Genomic DNA, 14393 nt, shown 5'->3' with positions numbered 1-14393 from the left:
AGCCAGGATCAAACTCTTCATTCAAATATATTTAAAGTCCTAAGACTTACGTTTACACCATTTATTGGTTTGCCATTTCTGGCGTTTTGTTATTTTCATAACTTCTGACTATTTTCTCTATTCGGTTGTTAATGTCCTTATCTTTAACTTTCGTCTGCGGTGTTTCCCGCTGACAAAAATAATAGTACCATAATTTTTAAACTTCGTCAACTACTTTTTTTATTTTTTTAAAAATTTTTTTATTTTTTTTGTTAGACATAAAAAAAAGATAGAAAGTTTTAGATTTTCTATCTTTAAATTTTTTTCATTTTATTTTCTTAAGTCATCAACAAGTTTTGTTTTTTCAATCGTCTTCTCATCTTTTAATTTTATTATTTTAGCAGGGTTTCCTGCTACCACTGCACCTTCAGGAACATCTTGTAACACAATGGCTCCTGCTGCTACTACCGCACCTTTTCCAACTCTTACACCCTCTATAACAACTGCATTTGCACCTATCATAACATCATCTTCTATTACCACTGGTTGAGCTGATGGTGGTTCTATTACTCCAGCCAAGACTGTTCCAGCACCTATATGACATCTTTTTCCTACAATAGCTCTTCCACCCAGCACCACATTCATGTCTATCATAGTTCCTTCGCCAATTTCTGCTCCTATATTTATTACAGCACCCATCATTATAACAGCATTGTCACCTATTTTTACTTTATCTCTTATTATAGCACCTGGTTCAATTCTTGCATTTATATTTTTAGTATCAAGAAGTGGAACACCAGAATTTCTAGCAATATTTTCTACAAAATAGTTTGTTATACTTTTTTTATTTTTTTCTATTACCTCTTCAATTTCTTTCCAATCTCCGATTAAAATGCTTCCCTCTTCACCTTTAAAAACAAAAATATTTTCATTTTTAAAATCTACAACTCCATTTATATAAGCTTTAGTCAAAGTTTTCTTTTGCGAATTTTTTATAAAATTTATCAATTCTTCAGCTGTTTCTAATCTCACTTTATATCACTCTCCTAATTAAAGATATCTGTCATTGTATATAATCTAGGTTGCTTACCTAGAATAAAATCAGCACATTTCAATGCACCAACTGCAAATATTTTTTTCGATAAAGCTTTATGAGATATCTCTATAATCTCATCTTCTCCTGCGAAAATTATTGTATGTTCCCCTACAATCGTTCCACCTCTTACTGCATGAACTCCAATCTCTTTCTTTTCTCTTTTAGCCACCCCTTCTCTTCCAAAAACAACATCATACTTTTCACATAAAGAGTTTTGAATTGTTTCTAAAAGAGTAATTGCAGTTCCACTAGGTGCATCTATTTTTTTATTATGATGTTTTTCTATTATTTCTATATCAAAATTTTCTTCTAATTTTGGAACCAATTTTTCTAATACACTATTTATAGCATTTATTCCTAAAGAAGTATTCGACGATAATAGTATTGGTATTTTCTTCGAAGATTCTACAATTTTTTCTAAAGTTTCACCACTATAACCAGTTGTTGCTATTACTAAAGGATAATTTCTCTCTACACATCTATCTAATAAATCATTTAATTTACTAAAATGTGAAAAATCTACAACAACATCTATTTTTTCATTTATATTTATTTCCTCAATATTATCTACAAAAGCGACTATTTTATCATTACCAATATCTCGAATAGTTTTTCCCATCGCTCCCGTTCCGTGCATAGCTATTCTCAAACTATTTCACCTACTTCTTCTAACTCTTTTTTTAATATATCTATATTTTTCTCTTCCATATCTCCCAAAGGTAAACGACATTTCCCAACATTTTTTCCCAAAATATTCATTGCTTCTTTTACTGGAATAGGATTCACTTCTAAAAATAAAGATTTAACTAATCCATTATATTTCAATTGTAATCTTTGAGCTTCTTTTAAATCACCACTGGAAAAATTTTCAACCATATTATGAACTACTTTAGGCTCTATATTAGCTAAAACTGAAACTGTTCCTACAGCTCCTATTGACATCAAAGGAATAGTTATATCATCATTTCCTGAGTATAATGCTAGCTCTGGAACTAATCTTGCAACTTCACATGCATAAGATATATCTCCACTGGCTTCCTTTAAAGCTATTATATTTTTATGTTTAGCTAATTTTTTCAATAAATTAATTGATAAATTAACTCCTGTTCTTCCTGGAACGTTATATAACATTATTGGAAGATTCACAAACTCAGCTATAGAAACAAAATGTTTATATATTCCATCTTCATTTCCTTTATTATAGTAAGGAGTTACTAATAACAATCCATCCACACCTAATTTTTCATATTTTTTTGACATTTCAATTGCTTGGATTGTATTATTACTACCTGCTCCAACTATTATAGGTAGTCTCTTTTTATTTGCTTCTAGTACAGTTTCTACAATTTTAACTTTTTCATCATCCGTTAGTGTACTTGCTTCCCCTGTTGTTCCTAAAATTATAAGAGCGTCTGTATTATTTTCACAATGATATTCTACTAATTCTGATACTTTTAAATAATTCACACTCATATCTTTATTAAATGGTGTAATTAGTGCTACTCCTGATCCTTTAAACATTGGCTACCCTCCATTACTAAGTTGTGATTAAATAGCTTCATCCGCTATCTTCCTTTTATCTTATCTTCTATGGATAAAAATTTCAATTCATTTTTTATTTTTTCTGTTTATTCAACTATACAAGTTCCTTGTTCACTTCCTAAACTTTCACCTACAAAAATTGGAACCTTATATTTTTTTCCTATTATTACCGCTTTAGTTTCCATTACTTTAGCTCCATTTTTCGACATTTTTTCCATATCATCATAAGATATTTTTTCAATTTTAGTAGCTAAGTTATTTTTTCTTGGATCATCTGTATAGACTCCATCTACATCTGTATAAATTCTACATTCACAACCTAGAACTCCAGCTAAAGCTACTGCTGTTGTATCTGAACCACCTCTTCCTAAAGTCGTTATATCTCCAATCTCATTAATTCCTTGAAATCCAGCTACTACAACTATCTTCTGTTCTTTTAATTGTTTTTCTAAAAAATTTTTATCTATACTTAGAATTTCACTATTTCCATATTCCCCAACTGTTCTTAATCCTATCTGATATCCTGTATAAGATATAGCATCACACCCAACAGAATTTAAAGATAGTGATAACAATGCTGCACTTTGTTGCTCTCCTGTGCTTATCAGCATATCTATCTCTCTTTTATTAGGAGTTTCAGCTAAAGAATATGCTTTTTTTAGCAATTCATCTGTTGTTTTTCCCATTGCTGAAACTACTATAACTATTTCACCTATCTTTTCTTTTAATTCTTTTATATAGTTAGCTATTTTAGATATTTTTTCTAAAGTAGCTACTGAACTTCCACCATATTTTAATACTACTCTCATATAAATTCACCTCTTACTTTGTTTTCTATATTTTACTTCTTTTAATTATGATTTTTAATTTATCAATTTTTTATTTTTTTTGTTCATTATTTTTATAAATATATTTTGTTTTTTAATAATTTTTAATTTAATAAAAGTTCATATATTATGAATTTTTATTTTTTATATTTGTTTTTATAAAAAAATAATACTATTATTAATTAATTATTTATACAGGAGGTAGCTATGAATTTCTTATTAAATGAAGTTATAAAATATAGAAGAGACCTACATCAAATACCTGAAGTAGGCTTTAAGGAGTTTAAAACTCAAAAGTATATAATAAATACACTAAAAAGTATGGGATATTCTCCATATACAATTTGTGAAACTGGTGTTTATATATATATTCCAGGAATAAAAAAAGAGTGTATTGCCTTTAGAGCTGATATAGATGCACTCGCAATCCAGGAAGAAAGTAATTGTATATTTACTTCAAAACATACTGGATTTATGCATGCTTGTGGACATGACGGTCATACAGCTGCTCTTTTAGCCTTTGCTAAATACCTAACAACAAAAGCAAAACAGAACTACAGTGTTTTATTAATATTTCAACCTGCTGAAGAGGGCCCAGGTGGAGCTAAATTTATATGTGACACTGGAATTTTAGAAAAATTCCACGTTAAAGAGATATACTCTTTCCACTTATTTCCAGATTTAGAAGAAGGAACTATTTCAACTAAAGCTGGACCTTTCTTTGCACAAGCTACGGAATTTGATTGTAAAGTTATTGGTAAGGGAGGTCATGGAGGAATACCTCAAAAAACAAACGATCCCCTTATACCTTTTACTAAAATTATAGATTCTTATCAGAGTATAATTTCTAGAAATCTTTCTCCCTTTAATGCAGGTGTTATAACAGTTGGTAAAATAAGTGGTGGAACAGCTCGAAATATAATATCTAACTCTATAGATTTTTATGGTACAATTAGAGCATATTCTCAAGAGGATACTGAACTAATAATAAAAAGAATGAAAGAAATACATAACGGAATAGAAATAGCTTTTGATATTAAAATGGTTGATGAATTTAGAGTTCTTTATCCACCAGTTATAAATGATAATATTCTTTATAATAATTTTTTAAAAATTTCTCAAGACTTTAATTTTATTCAAGGAGAAACCTTAGCTTTAGCCGAAGATTTTGCTTTTTATCAAGAAAAAGTTCCTGGGATATTTTTTCTATTAGGTACTAGAAATAAAGAACAAAATTTTATTTCACCGTTACATAGTTCTTCTTTTAATTTTGATGAAAAAGTTCTTCTTGAAGGAGTTAAACTTTTTGCAAAACTTTTGGAGGATAGAAATGAAATATAAAATGATTGTTACTGATCTTGATGATACACTTTTAAATTCACAAGGAAAAATCTCTGATAAAGATAAAGAGTCTATAATGAAGGCACAAGAGAGTGGAGTTATATTTGTTCTTGCTTCTGGAAGACCAACATACGCAATGAGAGACTTAGCAGAAGAGTTAAAATTAGATAAATTCGGTAGCTTTATTCTTTCTTATAATGGTTCTATTATAACTAATTGTAAAACTGGTAAAAATATTTTAAAAGAAACTCTCACTAAAGATGAGATTCATCTTCTCTATGATTTTAGTAAAAATAATAGTGTTGAAATAATAACTTATTTAGATGACTCAATTATTTCTGAAGATTATAGCTCATATATTGAAGTAGAGGTTGAATTGACTAAAATGCCTTTTGAAAAAGTTAAAAATTTTAAAGCTACAGTTGATAAGGATTGTGTTAAATGTATTATGTTAGAAGATCCAAAATATTTAAAACAAGTAGAGAAAAAATTAAATAATGAACTTGGAAATCAATTTTCTATTGCTATATCAAAACCTTTTTTCTTAGAAATTACTAAATTAGGTGTTGATAAAGGCAGTTCACTTCTAAAACTGGCTAACAAATTAGGAATACATCAAAATGAAATAATTGTCGTTGGTGATTCTTATAATGATATTCCAATGCTTAAAGTAGCTGGTATGCCTGCTTGTGTTGAAAATGCAAAACCAGAAATAAAAGATATTTGTAAATTTATTTCAACTTCTAATAATAATAATGGAATGACAAAAATTATAGAAAATTTAATATTAAAAAAGTAAAGTGGAAATCCACTTTACTTTTTTATAAAAATATTTTGATTTTAAAAATAATTGACATATAAAGTTTATTGTGTTAATATTTTTATATCAAATTTTTAAAGCCAGCTTATATAAGTTTTTATTCATCACATATATAAATTTTAAAAAAAAAATACTAAAGTTTCATAAAAAGGGGAGGTAAAGAAAATGATTGCTATTGTTGGTGGACTAAAAAGAGGAGAACGAGAATATTTAGAGTTATTAAAATCTTATAATTTAAAAGGAAAAGTTTATAATACTCAATGTCCAAATTTTTGTAAAAAAATTAAAAATTGTGAAATGTGCATAATTTTTACTAACTTAGTTAGTCATAATCTTTTGAATAATTGTAATAAAGTTTGTAAAACTCAAAATATACCAATTGTTCACTTAAATAATAACAGCATCTCAAAACTTAAGGAAAACTTAGATAAAATGTATAAATAAAAAAGATTGCACTAAATATGCAATCTTTTTTTTATAAATATAAGCCAACTTAAAATTCTTTTGTTTTTTAAAAGAATCAATATTAAAAAATATATAGTTCCATATAATATAGGAATTATTAATAAAGTTATTAAATTTCCAAACTCTCTGATATATCCAATTTTTAAATAAATACTATAGGAGATTATAACTCCTACAAAAACTGTTAAAACTCTATCTTTTGTTAAAATTTTATAATCAACATATAATTTTTTCATTTTACCAATTTTAATTAATGCGACTATCACTTCAGTAATTAATGTTGCTAATGCTGCTCCATTTCTTAAATAAGCTGGAATTAAAAAATAGTTTAATCCTATATTTAAAAATACTCCAAATATAGAAATTATCAATATATCTTTTTCCAAATCATTTGGTAGCATAACCTGTCCACCAATAAAAGTGCCCAAGGCTAAAAAACCTAAACACGGTGACATTATTATCATCGTTTCTATAGCTCCTTTAAAATCTTTTCCAGAAAATAAAAGTGTAAACTCTCTAGCTAAAAGCATCATAAGTAAAGTAGCTGGAACTCCAACTATAAAACAATAATCTATAAAAACATCCATATTTTTATAGATATTTTCTTTCTCTTTTCTTTTTATAGCTCCAATGATTCTTGGAGATAGTACTGTTCCTAAAGTCAAGATTACTGGTAAAACCATTTTATACATTTTAACAGCTGCCGTATATAATCCAACCTCAATATCATTTATCATAATTCCTAGCATTGTTGTATCAATGCTTCCATATATACCAATTGTAAAAATATATAAAAAAATTATAAACATACTATTCGTATGTCTTTTAAAATTTAAGTCTTTAAAATAAAAATATTTTCTTACACTGATAACATCTATAACCCGTGCTAGCACTTCTGGAATAACTAATAACAAAGCATATAAATAATAGTCATTTGGCGTTTTTATAAAATAAAATAAAAAACCTAATGATAGAATTCTAATTGTAAATGACCTTATTAATCTTCTTTTATGATTTTCCATAACAATAAAAAAATGGTTTATATGAAAACACTCAAACAAAACTTGGGTTGCAAAAATATAAAATATTAATTTTTCTTGATAAAATTTTCCATATAATTGAACTGTACCTAATAAAAGAATTAAAGATCCTATACTACTTAAAATTGTCATTATAAATAACTCTGTGAATATTTTTTTAAACTCTAGCCAATCGCCTATCCCTTTAGCTTTAGATAACTCTTTTATTCCATAATTTGGAGCACCTAGTACTGAAAGTATTAAAAAATAAGCCACAACTCCTTGCACAAAATATACTTTTCCTAAATATTCTGGCATTAACACCCTAGAAATATAAGGAAATGTTATTATTGGAAATATTGTATTACTTATTATTAGTAATACATTGTATAGATAATTTTTAGAAACTGACATCTGACATCTTCCTTTTTATGATTCTTTTGGATTATAAAAAATATATCCTACTGTAAATACGGCTAATATCATTTGATACCACAATAATGGTATTATATCAAATGGAGAAACTTTTCCTCCAGCAAAGCTTAACATTATAAGCATTTGAGCTCCGTAAGGGATTGCTCCTTGAGCAATACATGAAAATATATCTAAAACAGAGGCACACTTTTTAGGATCTACTCCATATCTATCAGATATTTTCTTAGCTATAGGTCCATTTATAATAATGGCCACAGTATTGTTAGCTACAGCCATATCTGTTAATGTTACTAACAAAGCCATTCCCATTTGGGCACTTTTAACCCCTTTTATTCTTTTTTCAATTGTACTCATTATCCAATCTACACCACCAGCTTTAGTTACTAATGATGCTAATCCACCTGTTAAAAGAGATAATAAAAATATCTCTGTCATTCCAGTAAACCCATTATAGATCTCTTTTGCATATCCTAACCAAGTAAAATCACCATAGAATAATCCGATAGCTCCTGATAATGCTATTCCAGCTGTCAGAACAACAAAAACATTTATTCCAACTAAAGAAAGTGTTAAAACAAATATATATGGTAAAACTTTTACTATATTAAAAGCATATACTCCAGTTTCCGGAGCTATTTCTGGTTTTCCAAAAACTATTAACAGCAATAATGTCAAAATTGCTGCAGGTGCTGCTATCTTTATATTTACTCTAAACTTATCTTTCATCTCAACACCTTGAGTTCTTGTTGCAGCAATTGTTGTATCAGAAATTATCGAAAGATTATCTCCAAACATTGCTCCACCCATTAAGGCAGCTAAAACCAACGGCATTGATACACCACTTTTTTCTGCTAACCCTACTGCTATTGGTGCTAAAGATACAATTGAACCTACTGATGTTCCTGTAGCTGTCGAAATAAATCCTGCAATTACAAATAATCCTGGAGCTATATAGTGTGACGGAACATAAGTTAATCCTAAATTTACTGTTGAATCAACCCCTCCCATAGACTTTGACACAATTGCAAATCCACCAGCTAAAAGATATATTATACACATTGTTATAATATCTTGGTGTCCACATCCCTCTAAAAAAGTTTCAAACTTCTCTTTTATACTACCTTTAAACAGTAAAAACGCTACAATTATTCCAGGAAAAATAGCAACTGGAGCTGGCAATTGATAAAAAGCTAACTCTACGCCCATAGAATCTAAAATAATTCCACTTCCTAAATAAAATCCAATAAAAACTAAAAAAGGAATTAATCCTTTAAAGCTTCCTTTTGTTTTTGTACTCATTTTTTACCCCCTTTTTATTTTTTTATATATTTTTATGAGTATACATTATTTTTTATATTTTATCAAATTTTTAGTAAAAAAAAGTTCCAGCAGAACTGGAACTTTCTTACATAACTATTACCCTCTTATTTCAGCAACAGTTTTAATTTTATAATTTTTAAATACGATTGATCCTATATATCCTGTTGCGATACCAGCTACAGCACATAATCCAGCTGTAATTAATACATCTTTAGCAGGGTTGAATCCAAACATTACTGCAAAACCAGCGATTGGTGTTGCTGTTCCTGTAGCATTGTTAATTAATCCAAAGTAGTTAACGATCATACCAGCTATTCCTCCACCAATAAAGTTAGTTGTAAATACTGGTATTGGATTTGCAGAGATTATATCTGCTTGAGTTAATGGCTCAATAGCAACAGCTATTGTTGTTGATCTATCTCCAAACTTCATTCTATCAAAGAATACATAGTTCATGAATGACGATCCCATTACTGATAATGCTCCTATTGCCATTGGTAAACCAGTTAATCCTAACATTGCTGTTAATGCCATTGAACTTATTGGAGCTGTAGCAACTACTGTTATAACTCCTCCTAAAATAAATGCCATTACATATGGACTAGCTGATTGAGCTGCAATAATTATATCTCCAATTGTCTGTAAAGCGAATGTAACTCCAGGAGAAACAAACTGTGCTATTCCTCTTCCTAAAGGTGCTGCTAGACAAATAATTACAATTAAATCTAATCCATCAGGGATTTTTTCTTCTAACTTAGGTATAATAAACGACATTACGTATCCTGCGATAAATCCTGGAATAATTCCCATTCCTCCACAAACTACACCTAACATAACTGCATAAACAGGACTTACTCCTAAAGCTAATGGTACTAAAATTGCTGCCGCAACTCCTCCCATTGATCCTGCTGAGGCTCCAACATCTCCTAAAAACTTAATTCCTAAAAGATCTCCACCAACATATAATTGGAAAGCTTCTACTAAGAAACTCGCTGTTGCTGCTCCTGCTAAAGCACCCATTGCTTTCATTCCTCTTGGTGCTTTTAAACTAAATCCAGTAAAGAATGCTAAAACCAATAATAATAACACTGTACCTTTTAATAATTCCATTTTCCCTCTTTCCTTCGACACGCTTGTTAAAAAAATAACAATATGTCAATTTTAACTTTTTTTCTCACAGAAACAATTATACTCTACACTTTACAAAAAGTAAAGTATTTTTTTAAATTTTATGTTTATTTTTAAGACATTTCAACACACGTTTAACACATTTAATGTATACTTTACATTATTTTACTTTTCAACTTTGTTAACTCTACATTTTTTTATGAAAAAATGTGATTTTATTCACAACACCTATTTTTACAACTCCCATAAATTAGTATTTTCTAGGTTGTTTATATAATAATTTTGTGTTAAAATTTAACTATCTAAATTTAATTGGGAGGTATTTATAATGAAAAAAGTTATCAACACTAGCAAAGCTCCTGCAGCTATTGGTCCTTACTCACAAGCAATTGAAATAAATGGAACTTTATATGTTTCTGGACAAATTCCATTTGTTCCTGAGACTATGACTGTTATATCAGAAGATGTTAAAGAGCAAACTAGACAATCATTAGAAAATGTTAAAGCTATTTTAGAAGAAGCTGGATATTCATTAAAAGATGTTGTTAAAGCTGGAGTTTTCATTAAAGATATGAACGATTTTGCTGCTATTAACGAAGTTTATGCTGAGTATTTAGGAGAGGTTAAACCTGCTAGAGCATGTGTTGAAGTTGCTAGATTACCTAGAGATGTTAAGGTTGAAATCGAAGTTATCGCTGTAAAATAAAAAAAGATGAGGATATCCTCATCTTTTTTTATAAATTCTGAATATTGATTTTTATAGCTGAGAATTTGCACTTGTCATAACATAATTGGCAACCTATACATTTAGACTGATCAATTTTATGTTTTTGCTTAACTTCTCCCTCTATACATTTAACTGGACATACTCTAGCACATGCTGTACACCCTATACATTTTTCTTCAATTATCTCTGCTTTTTTTATCTCTTTAACTTCGCTATTTATAGCTTTAGTTGGACATTTTACAGCACACAATCCACACTCTACACATTTTTCCGGATCTATTCTTGCTACATTATTTTTTATTTCAATTGCATCTACTGGACAAGCCTTCTGACAAAGTCCACAAGCTATACATGCTACTGTACAAGCTTTTCTAGCAACTACACCTTTATCTCTAGACATGCAATTAACTGTTACTCTTTTATTCATCGGTAACATCTCTATTAATCTTTTTGGACATGTTGACACACACTTTTTGCACGATACACATTTCTCTTCATCTATATTTACAATTCCTTTTTCAGTAACTGTTATTGCGTTTACTGGACAAACCTTAACACAATCCCCATATCCTAAGCAACCGTATTTACAAGATTTATCTCCACCTGCATATAGATTTATTGCAGAGCAAGTTGTTAATTTACCCTCAAATTCATATGTCTTTGTTGTTTTAGTACAATCTCCTTGACATAGTAACTTTGCTACCATTTTAGGCCCTGATAAATCAACAGTAGCTCCCATAACCTTTGCTATTTCTGCTGCAACTGTCGGTCCTCCTGGTGAACATGCTGTCATTTCTGCTCCATTTAGAGCAATTGCTTCAGCATAACCAGAACATCCTGGATATCCACATGCTCCACAGTTTATTCCAGGAAGTATTCCTTGAATAGCTTCTACTTTTTCGTCAACCTTCACTTCAAACTTCTTAGAAGCATAGGCTAAAAATAGTCCCATTGCTAACCCTGTTCCTCCTAGCGATAAAACAGGAAATAATATTGATTCCATTAACCTACCTCCAATCTATATTTGCATTCCGCTGAATCCCATAAAAGCCATTGCTAAAAGTCCTGCTGAAATAAATGCTATAGGAACTCCTTTAAATGGTCCTGGAATAGCTGCATATTCTATTCTTTCTCTTATTCCTGCTAGTAGTACTAGAGCTAATGTAAATCCAATTGCTACAGCTGCTCCATTTATAACAGACTCTATAAAGTTATACTCTTGTTGAATATTTAAAATAGCAATACCTAGTACAGCACAGTTCGTTGTTATAAGTGGTAGAAAAACTCCCAAAGCTTTATACAAGTTTGGTGAAGTTTTTTGAATTGCCATCTCTACAAATTGTACTAATGAAGCTATTATTAATATAAAAGCTATTGTTTGTAAATACTCTAATTGTAACGGTACTAATAAATAGTTGTAAATTGTCCATGTTACTCCTGAAGCTAGTGACATAACAAATGTTACTGCCATACCCATTCCAATTGATGATTCAACTTTTTTAGAAACTCCCATAAATGGACAAATTCCTAAAAATTTAGCAAATATTATATTTTGAATAAAAATTGCTGTTATTATTAAACTGAATATTTTTGCAAAATCCATTTTTTATTTCACCCCACTCTTTCTAGCTTTAATATAGTTCTGAGTAGCGATTATAAATCCTATTGTTATAAACGCACCAGGTGCCAATATAAATATTAAAGCTGGTGTAAATGAAGCTGGTGTTACAGATATTCCAAAAGCTGTTCCATTTCCTAATATCTCTCTAATTGTTCCTAAAAGAGTTAGAGCTAATGTAAATCCTAATCCTGCTCCAATTCCATCTAATATTGATTTAAATACAGTATTCTTTGAAGCAAAGCTTTCAGCTCTACCAAGTACAATACAGTTAACAACAATCAGAGGAATAAATAATCCTAAAACTTTATATAAATCTGGCAAATATGCTTTCATAACCATCTCAACTATAGTAACTAATGACGCTATTACCATTATAAATGCAGGAATTCTAACTTTATCAGGAATAAAACTTTTTATCATTGATATTAACATATTTGAGAAAACTATTACTGACATTGTTGCAAGTCCCATTGCCATACCATTTATTGATGATGATGTAACTCCTAGTGTTGGACATAATCCAAGTAAAAGTACAAATACAGGATTTTCTTTTATTATTCCATTTAATAATATCTCTTTATTTGATTTTGCCATTATTTTTTATTCACCCCACTATTAAAACTATTTAGAGCTCTTTTAATTCCTGTATAAACAGCATTTGGTGATATTGTAGCTCCTGCAAAACCATCTGCTGATTTATTAAATTCATAAGAAGCATCTTTTCCAATAGCTTTCTTTTGCCACTCTGGATCTAATATTTTTGATCCTAGCCCTGGTGTTTCTTGACTTCCTATTATGTTTAATCCAGTTACTCTTCCTCTTCTATCAATTCCTAATACAAAATCTATATTAGCAGCATAACCTGGCTGAGAAATTGTTACTACATACCCAACAGGCTTTCCATTTGAACCATTTCCAGGAATAAATTCTAATTCATCTACTTTTACTATTGCATTCTCATCAAACGATTCAGCTTTTGGTAAAACCATTACTCTTGCTGCATTTACTGCCGCCTTTTCATTTTCTTTTATAACTTTTTGTGTTGCTCCATTAACTACAGATAAAATTCCAGCAGAGATTGACGCTATTAGTGTTAAAACAATACCATAATGTACAAATCTATTTCTTTCCATTATTTTACCTCCCCAAATTTTTTAGGGCTTGTATATCTATTAATTAAAGGTACAAATCCATTCATTATAAGAATTGAGTAAGCAACTCCCTCTGGATAACCACCTTTAAATCTAATTAACGATACTAAAACTCCTATACCAAAAGCAAAAATAGCTCTTCCTTTTGGTGTATGAGGTGATGTTACCATATCTGTTGCCATGAAGAATGCTCCTAAAAATAATCCTCCTGAAAAGATATGTAAAAATGGATCTGCTCCAGCTATAAGAGAAGCTGCGAATACTGTTCCAATCATTATTGCTGGTACTTTCCAATCTATTTGCTTTTTATAAATTAAATATGCCCCACCTAGAAGAAGAGCTAAAACAGATGTTTCTCCTAAACATCCACCCATTCTACCTATAAATGTATTTAAATAAAGATTTCCACTTTCTATTAAGGCATTATCTGTTGGCAATCCTCTTTTCATTGCATCTAAAAGAGTAGCTCCTCCAACATCATCATACATAAATGTCGTTATTGCAACTGGCCAAGATGCTTGAACAAATGCTCTTCCAACTAAAGCTGGATTGAATATATTATGTCCTAATCCACCAAATACCATTTTTCCTAAAGCTATTGAAACTACAGCTCCAACTATAACATACACTAAAGACATATATGGTGGTATTACAAAAGCGTATAAAATTCCTGTTAAAATTGCACTCCCATCAAAAATTTGTACATCTTGTTTCATTAATTTTTGACATACAAACTCAGTTACCATACAAGATAAAATAGATACTGCTGTTACTACTATTGCTCTGATTCCAAAAAAATAGCATGCTGCTAAAAGTGCTGGAAGTAATGCTAATATTACATCATACATTACATCATCAACAGTTTCCTTAGTTCTGATATGAGGCGATGGCCCCATCTTTAAAATTTTTGCCACTTTTTTCC

At 29.6% G+C, this 14393-nt stretch carries 16 protein-coding genes; 4 read left to right on the top strand and 12 right to left on the bottom strand.

The window, feature by feature from the left end:
- Positions 1-309: 309 nt before the first annotated feature.
- The 4 genes from dapD to ACRC8M_RS07825 all read right to left on the bottom strand — a co-directional run bounded on the left by dapD (position 310) and on the right by ACRC8M_RS07825 (position 3426).
- The gene (gene dapD / locus ACRC8M_RS07840; RefSeq protein WP_438528623.1) at positions 310-1011 is read right to left on the bottom strand and encodes a 2,3,4,5-tetrahydropyridine-2,6-dicarboxylate N-acetyltransferase; all 702 of its coding nucleotides are present in this window, start codon (positions 1009-1011) and stop codon (positions 310-312) included.
- Between the two features lie 14 nt (positions 1012-1025).
- The gene (dapB, locus tag ACRC8M_RS07835; RefSeq protein WP_438528622.1) at positions 1026-1724 is read right to left on the bottom strand and encodes a 4-hydroxy-tetrahydrodipicolinate reductase; all 699 of its coding nucleotides are present in this window, start codon (positions 1722-1724) and stop codon (positions 1026-1028) included.
- The gene (gene dapA / locus ACRC8M_RS07830; RefSeq protein ID WP_438528621.1) at positions 1721-2596 is read right to left on the bottom strand and encodes a 4-hydroxy-tetrahydrodipicolinate synthase; all 876 of its coding nucleotides are present in this window, start codon (positions 2594-2596) and stop codon (positions 1721-1723) included. The genes dapB and dapA overlap by 4 nt, the downstream gene beginning before the upstream one ends.
- A 107-nt stretch (positions 2597-2703) precedes the next feature.
- Positions 2704-3426, bottom strand: coding sequence for an amino acid kinase family protein (locus tag ACRC8M_RS07825; protein ID WP_438528620.1), 723 nt, complete (start codon positions 3424-3426; stop codon positions 2704-2706).
- A 225-nt stretch (positions 3427-3651) separates the two neighbouring features.
- Between ACRC8M_RS07825 and ACRC8M_RS07820 the strand changes: the two genes are divergently transcribed.
- The 3 genes from ACRC8M_RS07820 (at position 3652) to ACRC8M_RS07810 (ending at position 6049) form a co-directional block, all read left to right on the top strand.
- Positions 3652-4785 (top strand): M20 metallopeptidase family protein, encoded by a 1134-nt coding sequence (locus ACRC8M_RS07820; protein WP_438528619.1) that lies wholly within the window; start codon positions 3652-3654, stop codon positions 4783-4785.
- Positions 4775-5584 (top strand): Cof-type HAD-IIB family hydrolase, encoded by an 810-nt coding sequence (locus ACRC8M_RS07815; RefSeq protein WP_438528618.1) that lies wholly within the window; start codon positions 4775-4777, stop codon positions 5582-5584. Before ACRC8M_RS07820 ends, ACRC8M_RS07815 begins: the two co-directional genes overlap by 11 nt.
- Positions 5585-5770: 186 nt before the next feature.
- Positions 5771-6049, top strand: coding sequence for a DUF2325 domain-containing protein (locus ACRC8M_RS07810; RefSeq protein ID WP_023050799.1), 279 nt, complete (start codon positions 5771-5773; stop codon positions 6047-6049).
- An 11-nt stretch (positions 6050-6060) separates the two neighbouring features.
- On the opposite strand, the gene ACRC8M_RS07805 is transcribed toward ACRC8M_RS07810, so the two are convergent.
- The 3 genes from ACRC8M_RS07805 to ACRC8M_RS07795 all read right to left on the bottom strand — a co-directional run bounded on the left by ACRC8M_RS07805 (position 6061) and on the right by ACRC8M_RS07795 (position 9954).
- Positions 6061-7503 carry a flippase gene (locus tag ACRC8M_RS07805; protein WP_438528617.1) on the bottom strand — a complete coding sequence of 481 codons (1443 nt, stop codon included), beginning with the start codon at positions 7501-7503 and terminating at the stop codon, positions 6061-6063.
- Positions 7504-7518: 15 nt separating this feature from the next.
- Positions 7519-8823, bottom strand: a complete 1305-nt coding sequence (locus tag ACRC8M_RS07800; protein WP_438528616.1) for a Na+/H+ antiporter NhaC family protein — start codon at positions 8821-8823, stop codon at positions 7519-7521.
- Positions 8824-8940: 117 nt separating this feature from the next.
- Positions 8941-9954: a PTS sugar transporter subunit IIC gene (locus ACRC8M_RS07795; RefSeq protein ID WP_438528615.1), complete on the bottom strand. Its 1014-nt coding sequence runs from the start codon at positions 9952-9954 to the stop codon at positions 8941-8943.
- Between the two features lie 346 nt (positions 9955-10300).
- Here ACRC8M_RS07795 and ACRC8M_RS07790 point away from each other — a divergent pair, with 346 nt between their 5' ends.
- On the top strand, positions 10301-10678 hold the full coding sequence (locus ACRC8M_RS07790) for a RidA family protein (RefSeq protein WP_438528614.1): 378 nt from the start codon (positions 10301-10303) through the stop codon (positions 10676-10678).
- A 28-nt stretch (positions 10679-10706) separates the two neighbouring features.
- Here ACRC8M_RS07790 and ACRC8M_RS07785 read toward each other — a convergent pair whose 3' ends face one another.
- From ACRC8M_RS07785 to ACRC8M_RS07765, 5 genes are read right to left on the bottom strand one after another with little or no spacing between them, the layout of a single operon-like run.
- The gene (locus ACRC8M_RS07785; protein ID WP_438528613.1) at positions 10707-11702 is read right to left on the bottom strand and encodes an RnfABCDGE type electron transport complex subunit B; all 996 of its coding nucleotides are present in this window, start codon (positions 11700-11702) and stop codon (positions 10707-10709) included.
- Positions 11703-11717: 15 nt separating this feature from the next.
- Positions 11718-12302 (bottom strand): electron transport complex subunit RsxA, encoded by a 585-nt coding sequence (gene rsxA, locus ACRC8M_RS07780; RefSeq protein WP_023050793.1) that lies wholly within the window; start codon positions 12300-12302, stop codon positions 11718-11720.
- 3 nt (positions 12303-12305) lie between these two features.
- Positions 12306-12914 (bottom strand): RnfABCDGE type electron transport complex subunit E, encoded by a 609-nt coding sequence (locus tag ACRC8M_RS07775; protein ID WP_023050792.1) that lies wholly within the window; start codon positions 12912-12914, stop codon positions 12306-12308.
- Positions 12914-13453, bottom strand: a complete 540-nt coding sequence (locus ACRC8M_RS07770; protein WP_438528612.1) for an RnfABCDGE type electron transport complex subunit G — start codon at positions 13451-13453, stop codon at positions 12914-12916. Before ACRC8M_RS07770 ends, ACRC8M_RS07775 begins: the two co-directional genes overlap by 1 nt.
- On the bottom strand, positions 13453-14385 hold the full coding sequence (locus ACRC8M_RS07765) for an RnfABCDGE type electron transport complex subunit D (RefSeq protein WP_438528611.1): 933 nt from the start codon (positions 14383-14385) through the stop codon (positions 13453-13455). Before ACRC8M_RS07765 ends, ACRC8M_RS07770 begins: the two co-directional genes overlap by 1 nt.
- Positions 14386-14393: the final 8 nt, after the last annotated feature.

It is taken from the genome of Cetobacterium sp., from assembly GCF_051653945.1.
GTDB lineage: Bacteria > Fusobacteriota > Fusobacteriia > Fusobacteriales > Fusobacteriaceae > Cetobacterium_A.
Note: the sequence above shows the minus strand (reverse complement) of the source record. Positions and strands in the feature narration are given on the sequence as shown.

Bases quoted from the DNA above. Each gene is read 5' to 3' on its own strand.
- ACRC8M_RS07815 (WP_438528618.1), top strand. From the start codon at position 4,775: ATGAAATATAAAATGATTGTTACTGATCTTGATGATACACTTTTAAAT.
- ACRC8M_RS07775 (WP_023050792.1), bottom strand. From the start codon at position 12,914: ATGGCAAAATCAAATAAAGAGATATTATTAAATGGAATAATAAAAGAA.
- ACRC8M_RS07790 (WP_438528614.1), top strand. From the start codon at position 10,301: ATGAAAAAAGTTATCAACACTAGCAAAGCTCCTGCAGCTATTGGTCCT.
- ACRC8M_RS07795 (WP_438528615.1), bottom strand. From the start codon at position 9,954: ATGGAATTATTAAAAGGTACAGTGTTATTATTATTGGTTTTAGCATTC.
- ACRC8M_RS07820 (WP_438528619.1), top strand. From the start codon at position 3,652: ATGAATTTCTTATTAAATGAAGTTATAAAATATAGAAGAGACCTACAT.
- ACRC8M_RS07785 (WP_438528613.1), bottom strand. From the start codon at position 11,702: ATGGAATCAATATTATTTCCTGTTTTATCGCTAGGAGGAACAGGGTTA.
- dapA (WP_438528621.1), bottom strand. From the start codon at position 2,596: ATGTTTAAAGGATCAGGAGTAGCACTAATTACACCATTTAATAAAGAT.
- ACRC8M_RS07770 (WP_438528612.1), bottom strand. From the start codon at position 13,453: ATGGAAAGAAATAGATTTGTACATTATGGTATTGTTTTAACACTAATA.
- rsxA (WP_023050793.1), bottom strand. From the start codon at position 12,302: ATGGATTTTGCAAAAATATTCAGTTTAATAATAACAGCAATTTTTATT.
- ACRC8M_RS07805 (WP_438528617.1), bottom strand. From the start codon at position 7,503: ATGTCAGTTTCTAAAAATTATCTATACAATGTATTACTAATAATAAGT.
- ACRC8M_RS07825 (WP_438528620.1), bottom strand. From the start codon at position 3,426: ATGAGAGTAGTATTAAAATATGGTGGAAGTTCAGTAGCTACTTTAGAA.
- ACRC8M_RS07800 (WP_438528616.1), bottom strand. From the start codon at position 8,823: ATGAGTACAAAAACAAAAGGAAGCTTTAAAGGATTAATTCCTTTTTTA.
- ACRC8M_RS07810 (WP_023050799.1), top strand. From the start codon at position 5,771: ATGATTGCTATTGTTGGTGGACTAAAAAGAGGAGAACGAGAATATTTA.